Here is a 26,632-nt window from a genome sequence, read left to right on the forward strand (position 1 = left end):
ATCCGAGGGCCTGTTGGTGCGGCCTGGCCCGGGTGCCATGATCTGGGACAAAAAACAGATTATTCAGGCCGGGCACTCATTATGACTATTTATGTGGCGAGTTGAGGAGACTCTATCGGGGATAAATTCATACATCTGCATATAAAATTCAATTCAACTGATCTTGTTTTTTATCTTTATGATTTTATTGGTAATTCAATATTGTGATTATCCCTTTGTAGATATTTTTTGTGAATGAAATCGGTCTCAAATTGAAATAAAAAGGTGGTTTTATGAATGTTCATGCTGTGGTGTTTAATGAGGAAATATCATTTATGTAAGCTCCATCAAAAATTAACTCCTGGTTTTATTCAGTTCTGAGTGAATGTGATCAATGTCTAAGTTTTAGGTGATTCGCAGGCCTAACCTCTGTCACGAAAGGCAAGGGCAGGATAGAACACAAGCTGAGTACCCTACATAAAGAATATCCCGCCTTAGCCACGAGCATGAATAGAAGGAATCTATTCAATCACTCGCAGGGACCACTGCTAGACGGAATATAATCATGAGCAAATTTTATGTAGGTTCTGAAGTTGGCCAATTGCGCCGTGTCATGTTGCACCGCCCCAACCTCAGCCTGAAGCGTCTGACGCCTTCCAACTGCCAGGACCTGCTGTTCGATGACGTCTTGTCGGTTGAACGCGCCGGTCAGGAGCATGACAAATTCGCTCAAGTGCTGCGCGATCAGAATGTCGAAGTCTTCCTGCTGACCAACCTGCTGGCCGAAACCCTGGATGTGCCGGAAGCCAAAGCCTGGCTGCTGCAACATCAGGTCTCCGATTATCGCCTCGGCTCTTCTCTTGCCAATGATGTGCGCTGTTTCCTGGCGGATATGCCGCACCGCGAGCTGGCCCGCATCCTCTCCGGCGGTCTGACCTACTCCGAGATGCCCTACAGTGGCGTCAACATGGTGGTCGGCATGCACGCTCCGACCGACTTCATCATCGAGCCGCTGCCCAACCACCTCTTTACTCGTGACACCTCCTGCTGGGTCTACGGTGGCGTCTCCATCAACCCCATGGCCAAGGCCGCCCGTCGCCGCGAGACCAACCATGTGAAGGCCATCTACCGCTGGCACCCGCAGTTCGCCGGTCAGGACTTCATCAAGTACTTCGGTGACGAGGATCGTGACTACGACAACTCCACCATCGAAGGCGGTGATGTGCTGGTCATCGGTCGCGGTGCCGTGCTCATCGGCATGTCCGAGCGCACCACCCCCCAAGGGGTCGAGCACCTGGCGCGCAGCCTGTTCAAACACGGCCAGGCCAAGCAGGTCATCGCCATGCAACTGCCGAAACATCGCAGCTGCATGCACCTCGACACCGTCATGACCCACATGGACATAGACACCTTCTCCGTCTATCCGGAAGTCATCCGCAAGGATGTGAACTGCTGGAGCCTGACCCCGGGTGGTGCCAGCGGCATGAACATCAAGGAAGAGGGTTACTTCGTGACCGCCATCGAGAAGGCGCTGGGTGTGGATCAGCTCAAGCTCATCACCACAGGTGGTGACAGCTTCGAGGCCGAGCGCGAGCAGTGGAACGACGCCAACAACGTGCTGACAGTACGCCCCGGCGTGGTAGTGGGTTACGAGCGCAACACCTACACCAACGAGAAGTACGACAAGGCCGGCATCACAGTGCTGCCCATCCCGGGTGAAGAGCTGGGACGTGGTCGCGGCGGCGCCCGCTGCATGAGCTGCCCGATGGAACGTGACGGCATCTGACAAGACGGCGTGGCGCCGGCAGAGGCTGGCGCCACACACACCAAGACTCGAGAGTAACACTCATGAAAAAACCAACTGTCGTCGTCGCCCTGGGTGGCAATGCCCTGCTCCGTCGTGGCGAACCCCTCGAAGCCGACATCCAGCGCAAGAACATCGCCACTGCCGCCAAGACCATCGCCCGGATCGCCGAGGAGTACAACGTGGTGCTGGTGCACGGCAACGGCCCGCAAGTCGGCCTGCTGGCCCTGCAAAACAGCGCCTACACCAAGGTTTCCCCCTATCCCCTGGATGTGCTGGGCGCGGAGTCCCAGGGCATGATCGGCTACATGCTGATCCAGGAGCTGAAAAACCTGATGCCGAGCCGCAACGTCACAGCGCTGCTGACCCAGGTGCAGGTCGACCCCAAGGATCCGGCCTTCGCCAATCCGACCAAGTTTATCGGCCCCGTCTATGAGGAAGCGGAAGCCCGCATCCTGGCCGAAGAGAAGCACTGGGTGGTCAAGGCTGATGGCAAGTTCTTCCGCCGCGTGGTGCCGTCCCCGCTGCCCCAGCGCATCGTCGAAGGCGATGCCATCGAAACCCTGATCGCCCAGGGACACCTCATCATCTGTACCGGTGGTGGTGGCATTCCTGTGACTTGGGATGGCCAGTGCCTGACCGGCATCGAAGCCGTCATCGACAAGGACATGTCCGCCGCCTACCTGGCCAGACAGATCAAGGCCGATGCCCTGTTGATCCTGACCGATGCCGATGCCGTCTACCTGGATTGGGGCAAGCCGACCCAGCACCCGCTGCGGGTCACCAGCCCGGCCGAACTGGCTGGCGTCAAGTTCGATGCCGGCTCCATGGGGCCCAAGGTCGAAGCCTCCTGCGAATTCGTCAAGGCAACCGGCGGCATGGTCGGGATCGGTTCCCTGGAAGATGGTCTGGCCATCCTCAGAGGCGAAGCCGGCACCAATATCGTTGCCACCCATACCGTGAATGTCTGAGTCGTTGAATAACTGCGTAGTTAACAACACTGCCCAATTTGGTTTGAACAAATTAATAGAGAGAACTCATCATGGCCTTTAATCTGCGTAACCGTAACTTCCTGAAACTGCTGGACTTCACCCCACGCGAAATCCAATTCATGATCGACCTTGCCATCGACCTGAAGAAAGCCAAATACGGTGGCTATGAGCGCAAGCACCTCACCGGCAAGAACATTGCCCTGATCTTCGAGAAGACCTCCACCCGCACCCGTTGTGCCTTTGAAGTGGCGGCCTTCGACCAGGGCGCCCAGGTTTCCTACCTTGGCCCAAGCGGTTCCCAGATCGGTCACAAGGAGTCCATGAAGGACACCGCTCGTGTACTGGGCCGCATGTATGACGGCATCGAATACCGTGGCTATGGCCAGGAGATCGTCGAAGAGCTGGGTGCCCACGCCGGTGTCCCGGTCTGGAACGGCCTGACCAACGAGTTCCACCCGACCCAGATCCTGGCCGACTTCATGACCATGCTGGAGCACGGCAAGGGCAAGCGTCTGGATCAAATCAAGTTCGCCTACCTGGGTGATGCTCGCAACAACATGGGCAACTCCCTGATGGTCGGTGCCGCCAAGATGGGCATGGACATCCGTCTGGTTGCGCCCAAGGCCTTCTGGCCGGAAGAAGAGCTGGTCGCCCAGTGCCGCCTGATCGCCGAAGAGACCGGCGCCCGCATCACCCTGACCGAAGATGTGAAAGAGGGTGTGCTGGGGACTGACTTCCTCTACACCGACGTCTGGGTTTCCATGGGTGAAGCGAAAGAAGCCTGGGATCAACGGGTGAAACTGATGACTCCCTATCAGATCAACATGGACGTCATCAACGCCACCAAGAACCCGGATGTGAAATTCATGCACTGCCTGCCGGCGTTCCACAACGATGAGACCACCATGGGCAAGGAAGTGGCCGAGAAATATGGCATGAAGGGTCTGGAAGTGACTGAGGACGTGTTCGAATCCGAGCACAGCATTGTCTTCGACGAGGCCGAAAACCGGATGCACACCATCAAGGCAGTGATGGTTGCTACGCTGGGCGACTAAGGTCGCCGGTGGTGCCGGGGGGTGACCCCCGGCTTTTCGACCATGTGACGGCGGCATAACACCTCTAACCCTACGACCCGCAGATACATGGATACCGCACCACAGAAGGAAGCTGGACCATGACCAAATTCAAGTTCCCGTCAGCCTACACGATATTGTTTGTGCTGATCGCCCTGGTGGCCGCCCTGAGCTGGATAGTGCCGGCCGGCAAATACGACATGGTAATGAATGAAGCCCTCGGCAAAGAAGTGCCGGTGGCAGGCACCTACAAGCTGGTAGAGGCCAATCCCCAAGGCATAGTCGACGTGCTGCTGGCACCCATCGATGGTCTCTACAACCACGACACCTATGAGGCAGGCGCCATCGACGTCTCCCTCTTCATCCTGATCATCGGTGGCTTCCTTGGCATAGTGACCAAGACCGGCGCCATCGATGCCGGTATCGAGCGCGTCACCGATCGGCTGCGTGGCCGCGAGGAGTGGATGATCCCGATCCTGATGGCGCTGTTCGCCGCAGGGGGCACCATCTATGGCATGGCCGAAGAGTCGCTGCCGTTCTACACCCTGCTGGTGCCGGTGATGATGGCCGCCCGCTTCGACCCCGTGGTCGCCGCCGCGACCGTGCTGCTCGGCGCCGGTATCGGTACTCTGGGCTCCACCATCAACCCGTTCGCCACCGTGATCGCCGCCAACGCCGCCGGCATCTCCTTCACCGACGGCATCTGGCTGCGGGTTGCCATGCTGGTGGCCGGCTGGCTGCTGTGCGTAGCCTATGTGATGCGCTACGCCAAGATGGTACGCAACGATCCCAGCAAGTCTCTGGTGGCCGACAAGTGGGACGAGAACCGTGCCCACTTCCTCGGCAACAAGAGTGACCAGATGCTGGAGTTCACTCTGACTCGCAAGATAGTGCTGGGTATCTTCGTCGCCGCCTTCGCCGTGATGATCTACGGTGTGGCCGTGCTCGGCTGGTGGATGGCACAGATCTCCGGTGTCTTCCTGGCTGCTGCCATCATAGTCGGTGTGATTTCTCGCATGAGCGAGGAGGAGCTGACCTCCAACTTCATCGACGGTGCCCGTGACCTGCTCGGTGTGGCCCTGATCATAGGTATCGCCCGCGGTATAGTGGTGGTGATGGACAACGGCATGATCACCCACACCATCTTGAACAGTGCGGAAGGCATAGTGACCGGCCTCTCCACCGTGGTGTTCATCAACGTGATGTTCGTGCTGGAAGTGGTGCTCTCCTTCCTTGTGCCCTCTTCCTCCGGTCTGGCGGTGCTGACCATGCCGATCATGGCGCCGCTCGCCGACTTCGCCAACGTGGGTCGCGAGCTGGTGGTCACCGCCTACCAATCCGCCTCCGGCCTGGTGAACCTGGTGACCCCGACCTCCGCCGTGGTCATGGGTGGCCTGGCCATCGCCAAGGTGCCCTATGTGCGCTGGCTGAAGTGGGTGGCGCCGCTGCTCGGCATCCTGACCCTGCTGATCGTGGTCTGCCTGAGCCTGGGGGCCCTGCTGTCCTAAACCCTTACCCTTGTGATGCAACGGGAGCCACTGGCTCCCGTTTTTATTGGATAACCCTGAGAGCGTTGAGTCGCCGGAAGACGAGGAGGTTGGGTGAAGAGCGGCAACGAAATGCAGGACAACAAAAAGGCGACCCCGGGGTCGCCTCTTGCATTGCGGGAGAAAAGCTCAGCGCGCCTGCGCCAGGGTGCGCACCACGGCGGCGTGGGCCTGACGGGTGCGGCTGATGTGGCGGGGGGCGACCAGCACCACGTCGTTGCCGGCCACGGCTCCCAGGATCTCGGGATCGGCGTTGCGATCCAGCAGGCGGGCCACTACGGTCGCGGCGCCCGGGGTGGTGTGCACCAGCACCATCTGCTGGTTATGGACCACGCCGCGCACCATGTCGTGTACGGAGCGGGTGCTGCCGGCGGGCTCCAGCTGATCGTCCACCAGGGTGTAGACCTTCTTGCCGTTGGCATTCTGGGCCTTGGCCACGCCGAGGCGGCGAAGCAGGCGGGAGATGGTGGACTGGCTGATGTCGGCAAAACCCCGCACCGTCAGCTCGCGGCGGATCTCTTCCTGGGTGCTGTAACAGTGCTGACCGATGATCTGGCGGCAGGCATCGAGCTGGGCCAGGTCCGATTCTTGTTCAACGGGGCGACTGAGGGTCTTGACCACGGAAATGTCCTTTGATGATAACCGATGGCTATCGCTCTTAAATCTGCCACTCATGTCTTTGACAGTAAAAAATTCTAATGGTGAGGCGTGAGGCAGGTGATGAGCGATGTATAGCCGTTATGAGATGGCAAATTATAACCAAAGGAGGAATAAGTGATGTGACAGGGGTCAAAATTGGGCCCTGTCGGGCCCAATCGAATATCAGTAACGTTCGCTGACGATGTCCTGGGTGAAGGACTTCTCGCAGTATTTGCACTTCATGCGCACAGCGCCCTTCACTTCGCGCACCCGGAAGTAGCTGTCCACCGGCTCGTTGTGGGAGATGCAGTTGGAGTTCGGGCAGTGGAACACCCCGGCGATGAACTCCGGCAGCTTCAGCTGGTGCTTCTTCACCACGGCGAAGTCTTCGATGATGTTGACGGTCGCGGTCGGGGCAAACAGCGCCAGCTGGTTGGCCTGCTGCTCGGTCAGGCGGGTGTTCTCGATCTTGATGAGATCCTTCTTGCCCAGCGCGCCGGATTTCAGGTTGAAGCCGACGGTGATGCGCTCCTGGGTCTCGATCAGCTGGAACAGCTTGAGGATCTTGATGCCCTGGCCGGCGGGGACGTGGTCGATGACGGAGCCGTGACGGATGGCTTCGACTTGCAGTTGGTTCTTGTCGGACATGATGTTCCCCTTTCCCTTAGACGTTTTCGTTCAGTACCAGTGCCAGCAGCGCCTGGCGTGCATAGACCCCGTTCTCCGCCTGCTGGAAGTAGTAGGCGTGGGGGGTCTTGTCGACCGCCACCTCGATCTCGTCGACGCGGGGCAGGGGATGCAGGATTTTCATGCTGGGCTTGGCCCCTCCCAGGGTCGCCAGCTCCAGCACGAACTTGGCGGCCATGTGCTTGTACTCTGTCTCGTCGAAGCGCTCTTTCTGAACCCGGGTCATGTAGAGGATGTCGAGCTCCGGCATCACCTCTTCCATGGTCTCGTGCACGCTGAACTGGATGCCCTTCTCTTCCAGCTCCTCGCACAGGTAGTCCGGCATCGCCAGGGCTTCCGGGGAGATGAAGAAGAAGCGGCAGTTGAACAGGCTCAGGGCCTGGGCCAGGGAGTGCACGGTGCGGCCGTACTTGAGGTCGCCGACGAAGGCGACGTTGAGGCCGTCCAGCTTGCCCTGGGTCTCGTGGATGGAGAAGAGGTCGAGCAGGGTCTGGGTCGGATGCTGGTTGGAGCCGTCACCGCCGTTGATGACAGGCACCCGGGAGAACTCGGAGGCGAGGCGGGCGGCGCCCTCTTTCGGGTGGCGCATCACCACGGCATCCGCGTAGGAGCCGATGATCTTGATGGAGTCGGCCAGGGTCTCGCCCTTCTTGGCGCTGGTGTTGCCGCCGTCGGCGAAGCCGATGATGTTGCCGCCAAGGCGTTGCACCGCGGTCTCGAACGACAGGCGGGTACGGGTGGAGGCCTCGAAGAAGCAGCTGGCGACCAGCTTGTCTTTCAGCAGGCGGGTGTCGGGTTCGGCCTTCAACCGCTGAGCGGTGGCGACCACCAGTTCCATGTCGGACCGGGTCAGATCCGAGATGGAGATGACGTGTTTGTTATAGAGTGGATTGGTCATCGTCTGCATTCCCTGTGGCGTTGATAAGGGTTTTTCGGGCACAAAAAAAAGCCCCTGAAACAGGGGCTCTTTTTAAAAATAACTGGGGATCTGTGGGTCGGGAACCGGAAACAACGGGGCCGCTCTGGTGCGCTCCACCCGTCTGCAAGGCTGTTTTCTTGTTCAAAAACTGCATCGTCTTGTCCCGACCTTTTTCAAAACCGGACAGATTATAGAGTCGCTTTTTGAATTGTCAAAAATTTATTTCAGAGGCACTTTTTCGGCAAAAAAACGTTTACCTGTCGCGAATGGGCCGACAAACCCACAGCGGGTGCCGATCCTGCAACGGCAGCCCATCCTGGGCCATGCTGCGCAGATAGCCGAGTCTGTGGTGCCCTTCCAGCAGGCAATAGGGTTGTGGCAGTGGCCGCCCGTCCGGGTAGCAGGCGTCCACGGCGGGGGCGAGCACTATGATGGGCTCGGACCAGGTGCCCCGGCTCAGCATGTCCTCGCCGAGCCAGGAGCGGCGCACGTAGCGATTGTGGCGCAACATCTCGCCCCAGCGCTCGATCACCTCCATGTGGCGGGAGCCGATGTGGGTCACGACCTGCTCCGTGCTCCAGGATTCGCACTCGAAGCGGTGGCGGGCGAGATCGATAAAGCTCCAGTTGGACTCAAAACCGCGCCAATGGCGGTAAATCCACTGGGTCAGTACGTTCTGGGGAATGAAAGGCACCAGCGGGACGACCCGGTCGAGATAATCGGGCAGAGACTCGGTTTTGCGCTCATCCCTGAAGTTGAGCGGCGCAAGTTGTTGAAGTAAGCGGTAATTGAGCATGAGCATCCTCCTCTTGCCAACATCCACCCTACCCCCATTCGGGCGCCTTTCCTACCCGGGCAAGGCTGTAAATACAGCGAGTTACCCGGCCAGGATGGGCAAATTGGCGCGAGTTGCTCGCCATTTGTTCGATCGCATCGAAACTGAGAAAAAAGCCTTTACCTTTGATCCCGGCTTTGTATAATTCGCCTCGTTTGTTGCAGGGGCGTAGTTCCAATTGGTAGAACAGCGGTCTCCAAAACCGATGGTTGCGGGTTCGAGTCCTGCCGCCCCTGCCATTTTCAGAAAGGCCAGCTCATGGAGCTGGCCTTTCGCATTTCTGCCTTTCCGCTATTGCCGCTTTCTGCCCTGTCGTTTCTGGCAGTCGTGCCGTCCGCGTCGCTGTGCTACACCACATGAGCTGTGCCACGCGCTGCCTAGGGCGCGCATGGCGGTTCGTCAGCATGGATGCTCAAGCCGTGGATTCTGGGCGTGGAGACAATGCGAGGAGATGAGTCATGAACAAGGCCGTTGAAACCCGATTGAACAAGTCCCGCCCCGGTGGCTGGGTGCCGCAGGACCAAGCCCATATCCGGCGCTGGATCGCGCGGCTGCAGAAATACGTCGCCCAACAGCCGCGGCCACTGGTGCCGCCCATCGCCCAGCTCCGGGATCTGGTCAACGCCGATCCGGCCCTGCACGCCCAGGCCGACGCCATGTTCGAGGAGGCCTGGCGTCACGAGCACCTGACGCCGCTCGGTCAGATCGAGGTGAAGAGCTTCGACGAGTTCCTGATGCTGCTCAACGGCATCATGACCACGGCCCCCGAGGCCTATCAGGATATCCCCACCCACGCCCCTTCCGGCCTGATCGGCTTCCCCATCAATGCCCTGCTCGACTGGCCCATGGCGACCCGCTCCGGCTACCTGTTCTTTGCCAACGCCTTGATCAACCAGCAATTCAAGAAGATCCTCGGCCATTGGGCGCTGTTCCTGCAAAGCCCGGCCTCCCGCTATGTGCTGACCGAGCCGGTCAGCCGGCTGGATGCAGAGACCCTGATCGTGCCCTGGCTCGGCAAGCTGGCCCAGGCCGAGATGGTGCAGGTGGCCCGCGCGGCGCTGGGGGAGGGGAGCAATCCGACGCCGACCAGTTTCGAGACCATCTTCCAGTGCGATCCGGCGGATCCCCACTATGGATTTGGCTGCTGGGATGCCTTCTTCACCCGCACTTTCCGCCCCGGCGTGCGGCCGGTGTCGGCGCAGGGGAACGACGGCGTCATCGTCAACGCCTGCGAGTCGGCGCCACTGCAGGTCAAGACAGGGGTGAGCCGCAGCGATCGCTTCTGGCTCAAGGGTCAGCCTTATTCCCTCGACAACATGCTCGACTTTGACGAGACCGCCTCCCAGTTTGAGGGGGGCACCGTCTACCAGGCCTTCCTCAGCGCCCTGAGCTACCACCGCTGGCACAGCCCGGTGAGCGGTACCATCCGCAAGGTCAGGGTGGTCAATGGCACCTACTACCTGGAGAACCAGTACGAGGGCTTCCTCGACGCCGACGGCGCCGATCCCAGCGCCCCCAACAACTCCCAACCCTTCCTCACCTCGGTGGCGACCCGGGCGCTGATCTTCATCGAGGCGGACAACCCCAAGATAGGCCTGATGTGCGTGGTGCCGGTGGGCATGGCGGAGGTGTCGAGCTGCGACATCACGGTGAAGGCGGGGGACAGGGTTAAGAAGGGGGATCAGCTCGGCATGTTCCACTTCGGCGGCTCCACCCACTGCCTGCTGTTCCGCAAGGGGGTGGAGCTGGCGTTCGACTTCTATGGCCAGACCCCGAGCCTGGAGGCCACCAACTTGCGGGTCAACACCGCTCTGGCCAGGGTGAAGTAGAGACCCGCCAGACATAGACAGAGGCCGCCCAAGGGCGGCCTCTTCGTTTCACCGCGCGTTCTGTTGTTGGGCCAGCAGGTCCAGATAGGCGCCTTCGATCAGCTGGGATGGCGCCACCCCGAGGCGCGCCATGATGTCATGGGCCTCCTGTATCCCCGCCTCGAGCGGTTCCTCATCCTCCAGCACCACCTCCAGCTCGAGGAAGTAGCCCAGCCCCTGCACCCGATCGAGGTGAACCCGGGTTCTGCCGACCAGAAACAGGGTGCGGGTCTTCTGCACCAGGCCTATCTGGCCACAGGCCAGGCTGAGGGTCTCCCGCAGGCTGTCCGGCTCGCTCGTCGGGGTGACCTGATAGAAGCTCTCCTTGGGGCCTTGCCGATCGGCACGGCGGTAGAAGATGAGCTGGCCGGCGGAGGGGGACAGGGTGCGCAGCTTGAGGCGGCCTGACTCGCAGCGAAAGAAGGTGTCATCCTGGGCTATCTCGACGGGACCCTGATCGGCGATGGCGGCCACCCTGGGGATCAGGGCATCGACCCGCGCTATCCTGGCCTTGATCTCGATATTTCGGGGCATGGGAGTCTCCTTGATGACGATGACGATGACGATGACGATGACGGTCCCCAAGCTATCACGGATGCGGCCTGTGGAGGTGGCTTGCGATGGTGGTGGCAGTCGAGGTTTCCGTCGTTTTCGTGACTGGCAGCACGTCCTGTTGTCAGGGAACATGAAATTAATCGGATTCACTAAAGTCAGGGGGCTATGGCGCCGATAGCCTTGGTCAGTATGGGGACTCTAACTAGCCTCCTGTCACCACAAGGATCTGTAGTCATGACACTCTCGTTGCGCGGCAAGCTGCTGGCGACCAGCCTGGGGGTAGTGCTGCTGATGGCGGCCCTGCTCGGCGTGGTCGCCTTCCACACCCTCAAGTCCCGTACCCTGGCGGCCATCCAGAGCGAGGCGCTCAACTATGGTCACGCCAACTCGGTGGCCATCGGCAACTGGATGGCGGATCGCAAACACGCGGTCGATGCCCTGGCCGCCGTCATCGCCGACAATCCCGAGGCGACCCTGGTGCCACACCTGTTGCAGACCCGCACCTCGGGCGGCTTCGGCCTCACCTATTTTGGCTCAACCGAGGGGGTGATGACCCGTCACGATCCCTCCCTCAACACCGCCAACTACGATCCGCGCCAGCGTCCCTGGTATCAGAATGCCGTCAAGGCGGGCAAGCTGATCGTCACCGCCCCCTACGTCAGCGTGACCATGCAGCAACTGGTGGTGACCCTGGCGGAGCCGGTGATGCACCAGGGCCAGGTGATCGGCACCGCCGGTGCGGATCTCTCCCTGGACGCCCTCATCGACGAGGTGCTGGCCATGAAGGTGCAGGGGGAGGGCTACGCCATGCTGCTCGACCGCTCCGGCCTCATCGTCGGCCACCCGCAGAAGGAGCTGGCCCTCAAGCAGGTTGCCGAGCTGGATCCCGGCCTCTCGGGTGCGAGCCTGGACGGCTGGAGTCGGGATGGGGAACTGCATGCCGCCACCATAGAGGGACGTGAGGTGCTGCTGTCGGTGCAGCAGGTGCCCGATACCGACTGGTTGCTGGCCATGGTGATGTACAAGGACGTGCTGGAGGCGCCCTTCGCCAGCCTGCTGTGGCAGCTGGTGGGGCTGACCCTGGTGCTGCTGTTGCTGTTCAGCGCCCTGCTCATCGCCACCTTCAACTACCTGTTCGCCGATCTTGGCCGGGTGTCGAAGGCGCTGGCCAATATCGCCCACGGCGAGGGGGATCTCACGGTGCAGATCGCCACCCGCAGCCGGGACGAGGTGGGCCAGCTGGCCCAGAGTTTCAATCAGTTCGTGGCCAGGCTGCACGGCATCGTCAGCCGCCTGCGGGACGTGACCGGCGAGCTGGCGGCCCAGTCCCGGGTCCAGGCGCAGGGTGCTGAGGCCCGCAGCCAGAGAGTGCGCCAGCAGCAGGACGAGATCGTCATGGTGGCGACCGCGGTGACCGAGATGGCCTCTGCCACCCAGGAGATCGCCGGCAACGCCGAGTTTGCCGCCACCACCTCGGGGGAGGCGGTCAGGCTGGCTGTCGCCGGTCAGTCCCAGGTCGGCCAGAGTCAGCGCAGCATCACGGGTCTCGCCGATGAGGTGGCCGATGCCAGCCAGACCATCCACGAGCTGGACACCCATGCCCAGAAGATCAGCGGCATCCTGGCCACCATCAGCGGCATCGCCGAGCAGACCAACCTGTTGGCGCTCAACGCCGCCATCGAGGCGGCCCGGGCCGGGGAGCAGGGGCGCGGCTTCGCGGTGGTGGCGGACGAGGTGCGGGTGCTGTCGCGCCGCACCCACGACTCTACCGCCGAGATCCAGCAGATGATCGAGACCCTGCAGCAGACCACCAGACGCGCCGTCAACGGCATGGAGAGCAGCCGCCAGCTGGCGGGCACCAGCGTGGAGGATGCCCAGGCGGCGAACCTGAGCCTCGGCCAGATCAACGAGGCCATCGGTGCCATCAGCGACATGGCGACCCAGATAGCGGCGGCGGCGGAGGAGCAGACCTCGGTCACCGGCGAGATCAGCCGCAACACCGAGAACATCCGCCACGTCTCCCAGACGCTGGCGGAGCAGGCGCGGGAGGAGGCGAGTCAGGCCGTGGCGCTCAAGGCGCTGACCGAGCGACTGGAGCAGGAGATCGGGCGCTTCCGGCTCTAGCCCGAGGGGATCAGGCGTGAAAAAGGCGGCTCAGGCCGCCTTTATTTATCCCATGAATGCATAGGGCAAGCCCATGCGCCGTATGAATAATGCCCCGCCACTGGCCCCTGCGGGAGGTGAAAGGGCCTCAGAGCGGCTTGATATAGCTGTAGAACTCGAGATCCCGGCGATAGCCGTGGCGCTCGTAGAGGGCCTGGGCCCGCTGATTGTCGGTGGCGGTGCTCAGCATCAGGAAGGCGGCGCCCGTGTCGTATCCGAGCCGATCGGCCCGTTCGAGCAAGGCCTGGGCGACCCCTTGCTGGCGCGCACTCGGTGCCACAAACAGGTCATGCAGCAGCCAGCTGCGCCTGAGGGCGAGGGAGCAGAACAGGGGGTAGAGGTGGGCAAATCCCAGCACCTCTCCCGTCTCGCTCTGGGCCACGAAGAGCACGGACTCCCCGCCGGTGCAGCGCTCTTGCAGGAAGGCCTCGGCCGCCTCGGGCTCGGCAGGCAGGTGATAAAACTGCCGATATTGCACGAACAGGGGGGCGACCCGGGGAATGTCCGGCGGGGTGGCCTGGAAGATCTTCAAGGTGTGTTCCCGGCCGGAGCCTGGCTGACCCAGATAAGCTGGTCGGTGGCAAAGCCCAGCCCCCGGGCCTTGGCGATCAGCGCATCCACCTTGGCCTTGGGCGGCTGGGGGGAGCGGGAGAGGATCCACAGATAGTCGTGGTTGTAGCTGGTCACCAGGGAGAGCTGGTAGTCGGGGTCCAGATCGATGACGTTGTAGCCGCCGTAGAAGGGGCCAAAGAAGCTCACCTTGAGCCGCGCCTCGTCCGGCTTGCCCACGAAGTAGGCCTTGCCTTCGGCCTCGCGCCAGCGGCCATCGCGTTGAAGGCCGTGGTTGAGCACCTTGACGCCGCCGTCGTCACGCAGGCTGTAGGTGGCGCTCACCCGCTCCAGCCCCCGCTCGAAGCTGTGGTCGAGACGCGCTACCTCGTACCAGGTGCCGAGGTAGCGGTCGAGCTGGAAGCCGGTGACGGGGCGGATGCCGTCGGCGAGGCCGGTGCAGGCCGTCAGCAGCAGGGCTGTGAGCAGGCAAAGCAGTGAACGCATGGGTGAATCCTCTCTTTTAGCCTTCCATGATGCTGAGCTGACCATCCCGGAAGCGGGAGGCCTGATCGGTGGGGGTGCTGCCGAAGAAGCGCTTGTACTCCCGGCTGAACTGGGAGCCGCTCTCGTAGCCGACCCGCGCCGCCGCCGTGCCGGCCTTGATGCCATCGTGCAGCATCATCATACGTGCCTTGTGCAGCCGAAACGACTTGATGTACTGCAGCGGCGAGGTGGCGGTGACCGCCTTGAAGTGGTGATGGAAGGCGGAGACGCTCATGTTCACCTCCCGCGCCAGCTCTTCCATGGTCAGGGTATCGGCGTAGCGCTGCTCGATGAGGCGCAGCACCCGGGCAATCTGCCCCATGTGGTTGTGGCGGTTGGCCAGCGCCTGCAGCGCGGGGCCACCCCCCTCGTGCAGGGCATAGAACAGCATCTCCCGCACCGTCTGCGGCCCCAGTACCCGGGCGTGCTGGGGCTTGTCCATCAGATCGATGAGCCGCTCGGCGGCGCAGAACATCTCCTCCGAGAGGGGCACGGAGTGTACCCCGCTCTTCTGGGGCGGCGGGGCAGGCAGGCTGTCCCCCAGCTCCAGCAGCAGCTCCTGCAGGGTGGCGACGTTGATCTCGAGGGTGAAGCCGATGAGGGGCTGCTCGGGGGAGGCGAAGCACTCGCACTCGCACGGCAGCGGCAGCGTCATCAGCAGGTAGTGGCTGGGATCGTAGCGAAACACCCGATCCGCCAGGTAGCCCACCTTGTGGCCCTGCAATATCACTATCATCCGCGGCTGATAGAGTACCGGCAGGCGGCCGTGGGGCTCTGTGGTGTAGATGAGGCTCACCTGCTCCACCGGGGAGGGGGTGATGCCGGGCTCGCGCACGTGGCGGGTCAGTCTGGCGGCGAGATCGGCGTAGCGGTTTGACATGTGCGCTCCGGGTGAAATTCAATAATTTGTAGAAATAGGCAAGCAATCTGCAGAATATTGCCTTGATGGTAGAGGTTGTCTGTAGAAAAATGCAATCAACATTTTGCGGCCAGGCCGCCGGACTATCAGAAGAAGGCAATGTCGATGAACAACTTTACTCTCCATACCCCGACCAAGGTGCTGTTTGGCAAGGGCCAGGTGGCCCAGCTGCGTGAACAGCTTCCCAGCGACGCCCGCATCCTGATCACCTATGGTGGTGGCAGCGTGGTGCGCAGCGGCCTGCTGGCCCAGATCCGCAGCGAGCTGGCGGGCATGAGCCTGTTCGAATTCGGCGGCATCGAGCCGAACCCCACCTACGAGACCCTGATGGGGGCGGTCGAGCTGGCCCGCGCCGAGAAGGTCGACTTCCTGCTCGCCGTCGGCGGTGGCTCCGTGCTGGATGGCACCAAGTTCATTGCCGCCGCCGCCCACTACGATCTGGCCAAAGACCCCTGGCACATCCTCGAAACCGTCGGTGGCGAGGTGGCCTCCGCCATTCCGCTGGGCGCCGTGCTGACCCTGCCGGCCACCGGCTCCGAGATGAACATGGGCGCCGTCATCACCCGCAAGAGCAGCGGCGACAAGCAGCACTTCTTCTCCCCCTTCGTGATGCCGCGCTTCGCCGTGCTGGATCCCGTGCTCACTTATACCCTGCCGGCTCGTCAGGTGGCGAACGGGGTGGTGGATGCCTTCATCCACACCCTGGAGCAGTACCTCACCTACCCGGTCAACGCCAAGGTGCAGGATCGCTTTGCCGAGGGCCTGCTGCTGACTCTGGCCGAAGAGGGCCCCAAGGCGCTGGTGGAGCCGGAGAATTACGACGTGCGCGCCAACATCATGTGGAGCGCCACCCTGGCGCTGAACGGCCTGATCGGTGCCGGTGTGCCGCAAGACTGGGCGACCCACATGCTGGGCCACGAGCTCACCGCCCTGCACGGTCTCGACCATGCCCAGACCCTGGCGGTGGTGCTGCCGGCGCTGCTGCAAGCCAAGCGTGAGCAGAAGCGCGCCAAGCTGCTGCAATACGCCGAGCGGGTGTGGGACTTGCGCAGCGGCAGCGAGGACGATCGCATCGACGGCGCCATCGCCGCCACCCGCGACTTCTTCGAGCGGATGGGCATCAAGACCCGGCTGCGGGACTACGGCATGGCCGATCCCCGGATAGACATCCTGCTGGCCAAGCTGGCGGAGCACGGCATGACTGCCCTGGGTGAGCACGGCGACATCGACCTGGTGCAGAGCAAGCATATTTATGAGGCGGCCTGGTAAGGCGCGAGAGACGACGCCCGGCGCCAGCCGGGTGTGAATGAGGGGGGCCTGACCTGCCGCTGGGTGGGGACCTGGCCCCCCGTTCGTTAAAAAACAGTTACTTTTCCCCTTTTCATCTCATCCGATGTGCCAACGGCAGATTTCGTAAGAACAAAAAACGCTAAGATAGAGGGCCGGCAAAACATTTTTTTTGACTGGTTGGATCACTTTTTTCAGCGTGTTTTGCTGGTATAAGTCGTTAATTTAGTTTGTTTTTTTAAACCATGGGCCAAGATGGGCTGAATTCTGTACTCGTGGTGCGGGGGGCGTGGTTGTAATAAAACTCCAAAATTTGATACTAATCACCTTCACGCCTGAAAAGCGGGGGCCTGGCCATGACAGGAGGTTGAGGTAAAGCCTGCTGATTTTCATAACAAAGGGCCCGTGACCTGCACTTTGGTCATGCCTTGTCGGCTCAGACATGAGAGACTGGGTAATGATTGTTTATTAACCATCAGGGAATAGTCATGCAGATTGGAATACCGAGAGAGAGTCTCGCCGGTGAGACCCGGGTCGCAGCGACCCCGGCCACCGTCGAGCAGCTGAGAAAGCTCGGCTTCGAGGTCGCCATCGAGGCCGGTGCCGGCTTGTTGGCCAGCTTTGATGATGCCGCCTTCGAGGCCGCCGGTGCCAACGTGGTGCCGAGCGTCTGGCAAGCCGACCTTATCTTCAAGGTCAATGCGCCGACCGATGCCGAGATCGCACAAATTAAGGATGGTGCTACTCTGGTGAGCTTCATCTGGCCCGCCCAGAATCCCGAGCTGGTCAAGAAACTGTCCGAGCGCAACATCAATGTGATGGCGATGGACATGGTGCCGCGGATCTCCCGTGCCCAGTCTCTCGACGCCCTCTCCTCCATGGCGAACATCGGTGGCTATCGCGCCGTGGTCGAAGCCGCCCACCAGTTCGGTCGCTTCTTCACCGGTCAGATCACCGCCGCCGGCAAGGTTCCCCCTGCCAAGGTACTGGTGATCGGTGCCGGTGTGGCCGGTCTGGCCGCCATCGGGACCGCCGGTTCCCTCGGCGCTATAGTGCGTGCCTTCGACACCCGTCTGGAAGTCGCCGAGCAGATCGAGTCCATGGGGGGGGAATTCCTCAAGCTGGACTTCGGCAATGAAGATGGCGCCTCCAGCGATGGTTATGCCAAGGTCATGTCCGATGAGTTCATCGCGGCCGAGATGGAGCTGTTTGCCCAGCAGGCCAAGGAAGTGGACATCATCATCACCACCGCCCTGATCCCGGGCCGTCCCGCTCCCAAGCTCATCACCAAGGAGATGGTCGACAGCATGAAGCCGGGTTCGGTGATCGTGGATCTGGCGGCGGCCACCGGCGGCAACTGTGAATACACTGTGCCGACCGAGCTGTTCGTGACTCCCAACGGCGTCAAGGTGATCGGTTACACCGACCTGCCTGGCCGCCTGCCCGCCCAATCCTCCCAGCTCTACGGTACCAACCTGGTCAACCTGATGAAGCTGATGTGCAAGGAGAAGGACGGCCAGGTCGCCATCGACTTCGAGGACGTAGTCCAGCGCAATATGACGGTGATCCAGGCCGGTGACGTGACCTTCCCGCCACCCCCCATCGCCGTCTCCGCCGCGCCGCAGAAGCCGGCTGCCAAGCCTGCCGCCGTGAAGAAGATCGATGCCAAGCCCTCCAACAAGAAGTTCGTGTTCGGTGCCCTCGGCATCGCCGCCTTCGGTTGGGTGGCGGCGGTTGCACCTGCCGAGTTCCTGTCCCACTTCACCGTCTTCATTCTGTCTTGTGTGGTCGGTTACTACGTGGTGTGGAACGTGTCTCACTCCCTGCACACGCCGCTGATGTCGGTCACCAATGCCATCTCCGGCATTATCGTGGTCGGTGCGCTGCTGCAGATAGGGCAAGGGTCGACCCTGGTCACCGTGTTGGCCTTTATCGCCGTGCTGATTGCCAGTATCAACATCTTCGGTGGCTTCACCGTCACTCAGCGCATGCTGAAGATGTTCCGTAAGGATTAAGGGGGTTTAACGTGTCTCAAGGACTGGTAACAGCATCCTATATCGTTGCCGCCGTGCTCTTCATCCTCAGTCTCGCGGGACTGTCGAAGCAAGAAACGGCCAAACATGGCAACCTGTTCGGTATCGCGGGGATGGCCATCGCGCTGCTCGCGACCGTGTTCAATCCGGAAACCAGTGGTGTGCACTGGATCATCCTGGCCATGGTCATCGGCGGCGCCATCGGCGTGCGGCTGGCACTCAAGGTCGAGATGACAGAGATGCCCGAGCTGGTGGCCGTGCTGCACAGCTTCGTGGGCATGGCGGCGGTGCTGGTGGGCTTCAACAGCTTCATCGATCTGCACCCGTCCGCCCCGGCCGAAGTCGTGGTCTCCGTCGGTTCCAACCTGGATGCGACCCTGGCCGCGGCCAGGGCGGCGTTCGAGCAGGCGGCCAGCGTGGTCCAGGTCGAGCACCTGACCGGTGCCATGCTGAACATCCACCTGGTGGAAGTGTTCCTCGGCGTCTTCATCGGTGCCGTGACCTTCACCGGCTCCATCGTCGCGTTCGGCAAGCTGCGTGGCCTGATTTCTTCCAAGCCGCTGCAACTGCCCCATCGCCACAAGCTGAACCTGCTGGCCGTGGTGGTCTCCCTTGCGCTGATGATCCACTTCGTCAACGCCGGTGGCTCCACCTTCGCACTGTTGCTGATGACCCTGATCGCCTTCGCGTTCGGCTGGCATCTGGTTGCCTCCATCGGCGGCGCGGACATGCCGGTGGTGGTCTCCATGCTGAACTCCTACTCCGGTTGGGCGGCGGCGGCGGCGGGCTTCATGCTCTCCAACGACCTGCTGATCGTGGTCGGTGCCCTGGTGGGCTCCTCCGGTGCGATCCTGTCTTACATCATGTGCAAGGCGATGAACCGCTCCTTCATCTCGGTGATCGCCGGTGGTTTCGGCTCCGACGGTGTGGCCTCCACGGCTGACCAGGAGATGGGCGAGTACCGCGAGACCAACGCCGAAGACGTGGCTGACATGCTGAAAAATGCCCACTCCGTCATCATCACCCCGGGCTACGGCATGGCGGTGGCACAGGCGCAGTATCCGGTGGCCGAGATCACCCACAAGCTGCGCGAGCGCGGCGTCAAGGTGCGCTTCGGCATCCACCCGGTGGCCGGTCGTCTGCCTGGTCACATGAACGTGCTGCTGGCGGAAGCCAAGGTCCCCTACGATATCGTGCTGGAAATGGACGAGATCAACGAGGACTTCAACGACACCGACGTGGTGCTGGTGATCGGTGCCAACGACACCGTCAACCCGGCCGCCATGGAAGATCCGGGCAGCCCCATCGCCGGCATGCCGGTGCTGGAAGTGTGGAAGGCGCAGAACGTCATCGGCTTCAAGCGCTCTATGAACACTGGCTACGCCGGTGTGCAGAACCCGCTGTTCTTCAAGGAGAACACCCAGATGCTGTTTGGCGATGCCAAGGCCAGCGTCGAGGCGATCCTCAAGGCGCTGTAAGCGGCAGAGGATCTGACAAGAGGAGGCTTCGGCCTCCTTTTTTATTGCCTGTTTTTCAGGAATCAAGCCAAGGCATTGATGGGAAAGGCATAGATCCCCGTTGGCGGGCCCGGCCCCCGGCGTCTGGCCGTGATCGGGATCGCAATCCGGTGACGTTGCCCCTGCTGGAAGGCATAATGACGACAAAAGGTGAACAGGTTCAATTTTATTTGATTAATTAGTTCTTATGATCAACTAAAGTTACATGAAAATGAAAGGGGTGCCCCGGCGTCCCAGATCACCGTCAAATTCGATCCGATACTGGCAGATGTATGCCGCGGTACAGTGAACATGAGAACCCACAGATGAAAGCACAATGGACCGATTTCATAACCCTGCTCAAGCGTGAAGTGGTGCCGGCCCTTGGCTGCACCGAGCCGATGTCGGTCGCCCTGGCGGCGGCCAACTGCCGCAAGCTGCTGGGACAGGATCCGACCCGCGTGAGCGTCTGGGTCAGCGGCAACCTGTTCAAGAACGGCATGGGAGTCGGCGTGCCCGGCACCGGCATGATAGGGCTGCCGGTGGCGGCCGCCGTCGGCATCACGGGGGGCAACCCGGAGGGCGGACTGGAGGTGCTCAAGCACCTCAACCAGGCCCAGGTGGAGGCTGCCAAGGCGCTGCTGCCGCTCATCAAGGTGGATGTGAAGGACGTGCCGGACGTGCTCTACGCCGAGGTGCTGGCGGAGGCGGATGGCCACAGCGCCCGGGTGGTGATCTGCACCGATCACACCCGCATCGTGCTACTGGAGAAGGACGGCGAGGTGCTGATGGAGCAGGCCAGCGCCCCCGGCGTGCAGATCCAGCCCGCCAAATCCGACAAGCCCGCCATGAGCCTGCGCGAGATAGTGGCCTTCGCCCTGGAGGTGCCGCTGACGGAGATCGCGTTCATCCAGGAGGCGGCCAGCATGAACCAGGCGCTGGCGGATGAAGGCCTGCAGGGCTATGGCCTGCGCATCGGCAAGATCCTGACCGAGCAGGTGGAGCGCAAGTTGCTGTCCGACGACCTGATGACCCTGGCCATGCGCCTGTCGTCGGCCGCGTCCGATGCTCGCATGGACGGTGCCATGCTGCCCGCCATGTCCAACTCCGGCTCCGGCAATCAGGGCATCGCCGCCACCATGCCGGTGGTCGCCGCCGCCCGCTTCCTCAAGGCCGACGAGGAGCAGCTGACCCGGGCGCTGGTGATGAGCCATCTGGTCGCCATCTACATCAAGATGTACCAGAACAAGCTGTCGGCCCTGTGCGCCGCCAGCACCGCCGCCATGGGTTCGGGTGCCGCCATCACCTGGCTGCTGGGGGGCCAGTTTGAGCAGATCAGTCACTGCATCAACAACATGATCGGCGATGTTTCCGGTATCATCTGCGACGGGGCGGGCAGCGCCTGCTCCATGAAGGTGTCGACCTCCACTTCGGCGGCGGTCAAGTCGTCGCTGATGGCGATCAACAACCTGCACGTGCCCCAGAGCGAGGGCATCGTCTCCGACGACGTAGACCAGACCATCGCCAACCTGGGCCGCCTCTCCAAGCGGGGGATGCTGGACACCGATATCGAAATCATCAACATCATGCGGGCCAAGCAACAGGGCAAGGCCGAGTGATGCAAGGGGTGGCGCTGGCCACCCCTGTTTTTTGTCGCCTCGGCTGAACCGGGGGGCAGACCGCCACAGAGCGGCACCTTTCAGGGAAGAGTGTGCTTACCCGTCACTCGTCCCATTATCGCGGGCCCGTCCCGGTTATTTTGGGGAATATCGTCATGACACTTAGCGTTATCGGTAATCTGGCTATCCTGGCCATGTTGTTGCTGTTTCTCTATCGGCTGCAGCAAAAACACGTCAGCTTCACCCGTCGGGTCTTCTCGGGGCTGGGGCTGGGTATCCTGTTCGGGGCGGCCCTGCAGCTGATCTACGGCGCCGGCGCCGAGGTGCTGGTCAAGACCAACGACTACCTGGACATCGTCGGCAGCGGCTATGTGAAGCTGCTGCAGATGATCATCATTCCGCTGATCATGGTCTCCATCATAGGGGCCATCCTCAAGCTCAATGGCGGCACGGCGCTCGGCAAGATCAGCGCCATGACCATAGGGGTGTTGATCTTCACCACCATGATCGCGGCCGGGGCGGGCATACTGATGTCCAACCTGTTCGGCCTGACCGCCGAGGGGCTCACCGTCGGCGCCGCCGAAATCGCCCGTGGTGCGGATCTGGATCACAGCCTGCACAGCGTCGAGAGCATGTCCTTTGCCAAGATGGTGCTGGAGTTCATCCCGGCCAACCCCTTCCTCGACATGACGGGGGCGCGCAAGACCTCCACCATCGCCGTGGTGATCTTCTCCATCTTCATCGGCCTGTCGGCCACCGGCATCGCCCGCAAGAAACCGGAGATCTTCACGAGCTTCGCGAACTTCATGCAGGTCGCCCACGTCATAGTGATGCGGATGGTGACCCTGGTGCTGCGACTCACCCCCTACGGCGTGCTGGCGCTGATGGCCAAGGTGGTCTCCGGTTCCAACTATGCGGACATCCTCAACCTGCTGAACTTCGTGCTGGCCTCCTACGGCGCCATCGCCATCATGTTTGCCGTGCACCTGCTGCTGGTGAGCCTGGTAGGTCTCAACCCCTGGCGCTTCCTGAAGAAGATCATGCCGGTGCTGGCCTTTGCCTTCACCTCGCGCACCAGCGCGGGCTCGATCCCGATGAACGTGCAGACCCAGACCAAGGCGCTCGGCATCCCTGACGGCATCGCCAACTTCGCCGCCTCCTTCGGTGCCACCATTGGCCAGAACGGCTGCGCCGGCATCTACCCGGCCATGCTGGCGGTGATGATAGCCCCGACCGTGGGGGTCAATCCCATGGATCCCGGCTTCATCATGACGCTCATCGCCCTTATCACCGTCAGCTCCTTCGGGGTGGCCGGGGTCGGTGGCGGTGCCACCTTCGCGGCGCTGATCGTGCTGTCGGCACTGGACTTCCCGGTGGCGCTGGCGGGGCTGCTCATCTCCATCGAGCCCCTCATCGACATGGGCCGCACCGCCCTCAACGTCTCCGGCTCCATCACCGCCGGCACTGTCACCAGCCGGTTGATGGGCCAGACCGACATGACGGTGTTCAACGGCGATGCCGAGGTCAGTCTGGACGGTGAGGAAGCCGTGGTCTGATCCGTGCGCGGAACCCCATCTTCAACTCATTGAAATAGTAAAGGGGAGGCGCTGCCTCCCCTGTCGTTACAGGAGTCAAACAATGCGTATTGTGATCATCGGTGGCGAAGCCGCCGGCATGAGTGCGGCTGCCAAGGCCCGTCGTCTGGCGAAGGACGCCGAGATAGTGGTGTATGAGGCCTCGGAGGTGATCTCCTTCGGTGCCTGTGGTCTGCCCTATTTCGTCGGCGACGACTTTCAGGAGCCGGGCTTCATGGCCGAGTTCAGCGTCGAGCAGTTCGCCACCAAGGGCATCGAGGTCAAGACCGGCCACAGGGTGCTGAGCCTGGATGCCGGAGCCCAGACCCTCACTGTTGAGCACGATGGCGATACCTTTACCGATCGCTACGATCGGCTGATGATCGCCACCGGTGCCCGCGAGACCATGCCCCCCATTCCCGGCCTGCGGCAGGAAGGGGTGTTCGGCCTGCGCCGCATGGCCGACGGGCTGGCGCTCAAGGCCGCGGTGCAGGATGGCAGCAAGCGAAAGGCGGTGGTCATCGGCTCCGGCTTCATCGGACTGGAGGTGGTGGAGGCCCTGGTGCATCAGGGCAAGGAAGTGCGTCTCATCGAGCTGGCCGAGCGGGTCATCCCCGATGCCTTCGATGGCGAGATCACCCAACATATCGAGACCGAACTGCGGGAGCGAGGGGTCAGCCTGCACCTCGGCGAGCGGGTCGAGGCACTGCTGGGGGAGGGGCGGGTGAGCGGCGTGCGCACCGACCAAGGCGAGTACGAGGCCGACATCGTGGTGGTCTGCACCGGCGTCAAACCCAATACCGAGTTTCTGGCCGACACCGGCATAGCGCGGCTGGCCAACGGCGCCATCGAGGTGGACCGTCAGGGCCGCAGCTCCTTGCCGAACGTCTGGGCCGCCGGGGATTGTGCCAGCGTCTGGCACAGCGTGAAGCTGCAGCAGGTCTATGTGCCGCTCGCCACCATCGCCAACAAGCTGGGGCGCATGGTGGGGGAAAACCTGGCCGGGGCTGAACTGGAATTCCCGGGCACCCTGGGCTCGGCGGCCCTCAAAGTGCTGGGGCTGGAGGCGGGCCGTACCGGCCTCAGTGAGCGGGAGGCGCAGGCGCTGGGCATCGACTATCGCACCGTCGTCATCAAGGACAAGTGTCACACCAACTACTGTCCCGGCCAGTCCGACATCCACGTCAAGCTGGTGTATGAGGCGGGCAGCAAGCGGCTGCTCGGCGGCCAGATCCTGGGGCGCAAGGGGGCGGTACACCGCATCGATGCCCTGGCGGTTGCCATCACCATGGGGGTCACCACGGATCAGCTCGGCATGCTGGACTTCGCCTACGCACCGCCCTTCTCCCGCACCTGGGACGTGCTGAATGTAGTGGGCAACGTCGCAAAATAAGGGAATCCTGATAGTGCCCCGTCTCTCTCCACCCGCACCTGGGACGTGCTCAACGTGGCGGGTAACGTCGCCAAGTAGCCTGAGCGCCACGACGGCACAGATCTCTGCGCCGTCTCATTCCGGATGGAGAATGGGTCAAAAGTTGGGGATCGTGCCGTTAAATGGGATGAACGTTCAGGAGCTTGACGGGATCTTTCCATAAAAAAACCGGAGCCATTGGCTCCGGTTTTTCATCGAACGGATGCTACACTCAGCCGCGGCCGAGGCGATTGTCCGGGTAGTTCTTGGCCAGCACTTCGCGGGCGTGGCGGGCCAGGGTCGGCATCTTCAGGGTATCGTAGGCGTTCACCATGATCTCCAGTGCCTTCTCGGTCTCGGGCGTGTCGGGATAGGTCTCGACCACCAGCTTGGCGCGGTTGGCAGCGGCGATCAGCGCATCACGCTTGACGTAGTACTCGGCAACGCTCAGATCGTAGCGGGCGAGACGGGTCTTCAGACCTACCATGCGGGCACGGGCATCGGCGGCATAGACGCTGTTGGGATAGTTCTGCAACAGGGTCTTGAAGTCCTGGAACGCCTGACGAGCGTAGGAAGGGTCCTTGTCGTCTCTGTTGATCCCCAGGAAGTCCTGGAAGAAGTTGTAATCTGCCGCCATGTTGGTCAGGCCACGCATGTAGAACACGTAATCTATGTTCTTGTGGGCCGGATTGAGGCGAATGAACCGGTCGATATTGGCGATGGCCTGAGCGGTATCATCCTGCTTGTAGTAGGCGTAAATCAGATCGAGTTGAACCTGACTCGAGTAGGCACCGAAGGGGTAACGCGAGTCCAGCGCTTCCAGCAATTCGATGGCGTTCAGGTAGTTACCAGTATCCAGTTTGAGACGGGCTTGTTGGTACAGAACTTCCGGCGGTTCGTCGGGAACCTTGGGTTTGGTGCTGGAACAACCAGTGATCAGGGTAGCGATCAAGGCGAGCGACATCAGCAGGTGAGACTTCTTTCCCATCAACAACATCCGGTCCATTTCCACGAAATTGGCAAAGTATCCGTTATGCTTGGCTAAAAGAAAAGCTAGAATACCCGGATTATTTCGAATTGATACCCCCGCTCAAGAGACCATACATGAGCCAGCATATTGAACTGACAGGCGAATTTCAGGATCACCAATTCGGGCAACGGCTCGACCAGGCCCTGGCCGAATTGTTTCCAGACTACTCCAGAACCCGCATCAAGGAGTGGATTTTACAGGACAGAGTGACCCTGGACGGTCAGGTTGCCAATACCCCGCGCGAAAAAGTGCTGGCTGGACAACAGGTACATGTCGATGTCGAGTTGGAAGATGACACCCGCTGGGATGCCCAGAACATCGAACTCAACATCGTCTATGAAGATGAACACATTCTGGTGATCGACAAGCCGGCCGGCCTGGTGGTTCACCCGGGCGCCGGCACACCGGACGGCACCATCCTCAACGCGCTGCTGCACCGCTACCCCGGCATTGCCGAGGTGCCCCGTGCCGGCATAGTGCACCGTCTGGATAAGGACACCACGGGTTTGATGGTGGTGGCCAAGACGGTACCGGCCCAGACCCATCTGGTGGAGGCGCTGCAGGCGCGCCAGATCACCCGTGAGTACGAGGCCATCGCCATCGGTCACATGACCGCCGGCGGCACGGTTGACGCCCCCATCGGCCGTCATCCGACCCAGCGTACTCACATGGCTGTGGTGCCCAACGGTCGTCCGTCCGTGACCCACTACCGGGTACACGAGAAGTTCCGTGGCCACACCCGGTTGCGGCTGCGCCTCGAGACCGGTCGTACCCACCAGATCCGGGTACACATGTCCCACATCAAGCACCCGCTGGTAGGGGATCCCGCCTACGGTGGTCGTCTGCGGCTGCTGCGCAATGCGACCCCGGAGCTGACCCAGGCCCTGCGCGAATTCAATCGCCAGGCGCTGCACGCGACCATGTTGAAGCTGGCCCACCCCATCACTGGGGAAGTCATGGAGTGGCACTCATCCACCCCGCAGGACATGCTGGATCTGATGGAAGTGCTGCGCGCGGATACGCTTGCCAACCCGGACGATCTGGTCTGGGGTTGATGAGGCTTGCCCTCCCAGATAGCATGCCAAACGGGGCGCCCTCTGATGAGGC

At 61.7% G+C, this 26,632-nt stretch carries 22 protein-coding genes and 1 tRNA gene; 14 read left to right on the plus strand and 9 right to left on the minus strand.

Features of this window, described 5'->3' with window-relative positions; translation table 11 throughout:
* Positions 1-544 precede the first annotated feature (544 nt).
* The 4 genes from arcA to MM194_RS12515 all read left to right on the plus strand — a co-directional run bounded on the left by arcA (position 545) and on the right by MM194_RS12515 (position 5,356).
* On the plus strand, positions 545-1,765 hold the full coding sequence (gene arcA / locus MM194_RS12500) for an arginine deiminase (protein WP_033128970.1): 1,221 nt from the start codon (positions 545-547) through the stop codon (positions 1,763-1,765).
* Positions 1,766-1,827: 62 nt separating this feature from the next.
* Entirely contained in the window at positions 1,828-2,754 is a 927-nt protein-coding gene (arcC, locus tag MM194_RS12505) for a carbamate kinase (protein WP_033128969.1), read from the plus strand.
* A 71-nt stretch (positions 2,755-2,825) separates the two neighbouring features.
* Positions 2,826-3,830, plus strand: coding sequence for an ornithine carbamoyltransferase (gene argF / locus MM194_RS12510; protein WP_241343722.1), 1,005 nt, complete (start codon positions 2,826-2,828; stop codon positions 3,828-3,830).
* A 119-nt stretch (positions 3,831-3,949) separates the two neighbouring features.
* Complete coding sequence (locus tag MM194_RS12515; protein ID WP_241343723.1) at positions 3,950-5,356, plus strand: YfcC family protein; 1,407 nt, start codon at positions 3,950-3,952, stop codon at positions 5,354-5,356.
* 168 nt (positions 5,357-5,524) lie between these two features.
* On the opposite strand, the gene MM194_RS12520 is transcribed toward MM194_RS12515, so the two are convergent.
* The 4 genes from MM194_RS12520 to MM194_RS12535 form a co-directional block, all read right to left on the minus strand.
* Positions 5,525-6,016 carry an ArgR family transcriptional regulator gene (locus MM194_RS12520; RefSeq protein ID WP_033128966.1) on the minus strand — a complete coding sequence of 164 codons (492 nt, stop codon included), beginning with the start codon at positions 6,014-6,016 and terminating at the stop codon, positions 5,525-5,527.
* Positions 6,017-6,217: 201 nt separating this feature from the next.
* Positions 6,218-6,682, minus strand: coding sequence for an aspartate carbamoyltransferase regulatory subunit (gene pyrI / locus MM194_RS12525; protein ID WP_241343724.1), 465 nt, complete (start codon positions 6,680-6,682; stop codon positions 6,218-6,220).
* Positions 6,683-6,698: 16 nt separating this feature from the next.
* A complete protein-coding gene (gene pyrB, locus MM194_RS12530) occupies positions 6,699-7,619 on the minus strand; it encodes an aspartate carbamoyltransferase (protein ID WP_241343725.1) in 921 nt (306 codons plus the stop codon).
* 274 nt (positions 7,620-7,893) lie between these two features.
* Positions 7,894-8,436, minus strand: a complete 543-nt coding sequence (locus MM194_RS12535; RefSeq protein WP_241343726.1) for a hypothetical protein — start codon at positions 8,434-8,436, stop codon at positions 7,894-7,896.
* Positions 8,437-8,637: 201 nt separating this feature from the next.
* Here MM194_RS12535 and MM194_RS12540 point away from each other — a divergent pair.
* Positions 8,638-8,714 (plus strand) — tRNA-Trp (locus MM194_RS12540).
* A 219-nt stretch (positions 8,715-8,933) separates the two neighbouring features.
* Entirely contained in the window at positions 8,934-10,304 is a 1,371-nt protein-coding gene (locus MM194_RS12545; protein WP_241343727.1) for a phosphatidylserine decarboxylase family protein, read from the plus strand.
* A 48-nt stretch (positions 10,305-10,352) separates the two neighbouring features.
* Here the strand turns inward: MM194_RS12545 and MM194_RS12550 are convergent, their stop codons facing one another.
* Positions 10,353-10,877, minus strand: a complete 525-nt coding sequence (locus tag MM194_RS12550; protein ID WP_241343728.1) for a class IV adenylate cyclase — start codon at positions 10,875-10,877, stop codon at positions 10,353-10,355.
* A gap of 255 nt (positions 10,878-11,132) precedes the next feature.
* Here MM194_RS12550 and MM194_RS12555 point away from each other — a divergent pair, with 255 nt between their 5' ends.
* Complete coding sequence (locus MM194_RS12555) at positions 11,133-13,022, plus strand: methyl-accepting chemotaxis protein (RefSeq protein ID WP_241343729.1); 1,890 nt, start codon at positions 11,133-11,135, stop codon at positions 13,020-13,022.
* Positions 13,023-13,149: 127 nt separating this feature from the next.
* On the opposite strand, the gene MM194_RS12560 is transcribed toward MM194_RS12555, so the two are convergent.
* Genes MM194_RS12560 through MM194_RS12570 form a run of 3 tightly spaced genes read right to left on the minus strand, consistent with a single transcriptional unit; the run spans position 13,150 to position 15,036 of the window.
* Positions 13,150-13,593, minus strand: a complete 444-nt coding sequence (locus MM194_RS12560; RefSeq protein WP_033132140.1) for a GNAT family N-acetyltransferase — start codon at positions 13,591-13,593, stop codon at positions 13,150-13,152.
* Positions 13,590-14,117 (minus strand): lipocalin family protein, encoded by a 528-nt coding sequence (locus tag MM194_RS12565; protein ID WP_033132139.1) that lies wholly within the window; start codon positions 14,115-14,117, stop codon positions 13,590-13,592. The genes MM194_RS12560 and MM194_RS12565 overlap by 4 nt, the downstream gene beginning before the upstream one ends.
* 16 nt (positions 14,118-14,133) lie before the next feature.
* Positions 14,134-15,036 (minus strand): AraC family transcriptional regulator, encoded by a 903-nt coding sequence (locus tag MM194_RS12570; RefSeq protein ID WP_033132138.1) that lies wholly within the window; start codon positions 15,034-15,036, stop codon positions 14,134-14,136.
* 144 nt (positions 15,037-15,180) lie between these two features.
* Between MM194_RS12570 and yqhD the strand changes: the two genes are divergently transcribed.
* The 6 genes from yqhD (at position 15,181) to MM194_RS12600 (ending at position 24,477) form a co-directional block, all read left to right on the plus strand.
* Entirely contained in the window at positions 15,181-16,344 is a 1,164-nt protein-coding gene (gene yqhD, locus MM194_RS12575) for an alcohol dehydrogenase (RefSeq protein WP_241343730.1), read from the plus strand.
* Positions 16,345-16,850: 506 nt separating this feature from the next.
* Positions 16,851-18,377, plus strand: a complete 1,527-nt coding sequence (locus tag MM194_RS12580) for a Re/Si-specific NAD(P)(+) transhydrogenase subunit alpha (protein WP_241343731.1) — start codon at positions 16,851-16,853, stop codon at positions 18,375-18,377.
* A gap of 11 nt (positions 18,378-18,388) precedes the next feature.
* The gene (gene pntB / locus MM194_RS12585; protein WP_241343732.1) at positions 18,389-19,873 is read left to right on the plus strand and encodes a Re/Si-specific NAD(P)(+) transhydrogenase subunit beta; all 1,485 of its coding nucleotides are present in this window, start codon (positions 18,389-18,391) and stop codon (positions 19,871-19,873) included.
* Positions 19,874-20,217: 344 nt separating this feature from the next.
* A complete protein-coding gene (locus MM194_RS12590; protein WP_033131234.1) occupies positions 20,218-21,510 on the plus strand; it encodes an L-serine ammonia-lyase, iron-sulfur-dependent, subunit alpha in 1,293 nt (430 codons plus the stop codon).
* Positions 21,511-21,665: 155 nt separating this feature from the next.
* Positions 21,666-23,066 (plus strand): L-cystine transporter, encoded by a 1,401-nt coding sequence (locus tag MM194_RS12595; RefSeq protein WP_033131235.1) that lies wholly within the window; start codon positions 21,666-21,668, stop codon positions 23,064-23,066.
* A gap of 82 nt (positions 23,067-23,148) precedes the next feature.
* Complete coding sequence (locus MM194_RS12600) at positions 23,149-24,477, plus strand: CoA-disulfide reductase (RefSeq protein WP_241343733.1); 1,329 nt, start codon at positions 23,149-23,151, stop codon at positions 24,475-24,477.
* A 250-nt stretch (positions 24,478-24,727) separates the two neighbouring features.
* Here the strand turns inward: MM194_RS12600 and MM194_RS12605 are convergent, their stop codons facing one another.
* On the minus strand, positions 24,728-25,483 hold the full coding sequence (locus MM194_RS12605) for an outer membrane protein assembly factor BamD (protein WP_033131264.1): 756 nt from the start codon (positions 25,481-25,483) through the stop codon (positions 24,728-24,730).
* Between the two features lie 116 nt (positions 25,484-25,599).
* Here MM194_RS12605 and rluD point away from each other — a divergent pair, with 116 nt between their 5' ends.
* Positions 25,600-26,580, plus strand: a complete 981-nt coding sequence (gene rluD / locus MM194_RS12610) for a 23S rRNA pseudouridine(1911/1915/1917) synthase RluD (protein ID WP_033131237.1) — start codon at positions 25,600-25,602, stop codon at positions 26,578-26,580.
* Positions 26,581-26,632: the final 52 nt, after the last annotated feature.

Origin of the sequence: Aeromonas sp. MR16 (genome assembly GCF_022549315.1) — a bacterium.
Lineage (GTDB): Bacteria > Pseudomonadota > Gammaproteobacteria > Enterobacterales > Aeromonadaceae > Aeromonas > Aeromonas aquatica.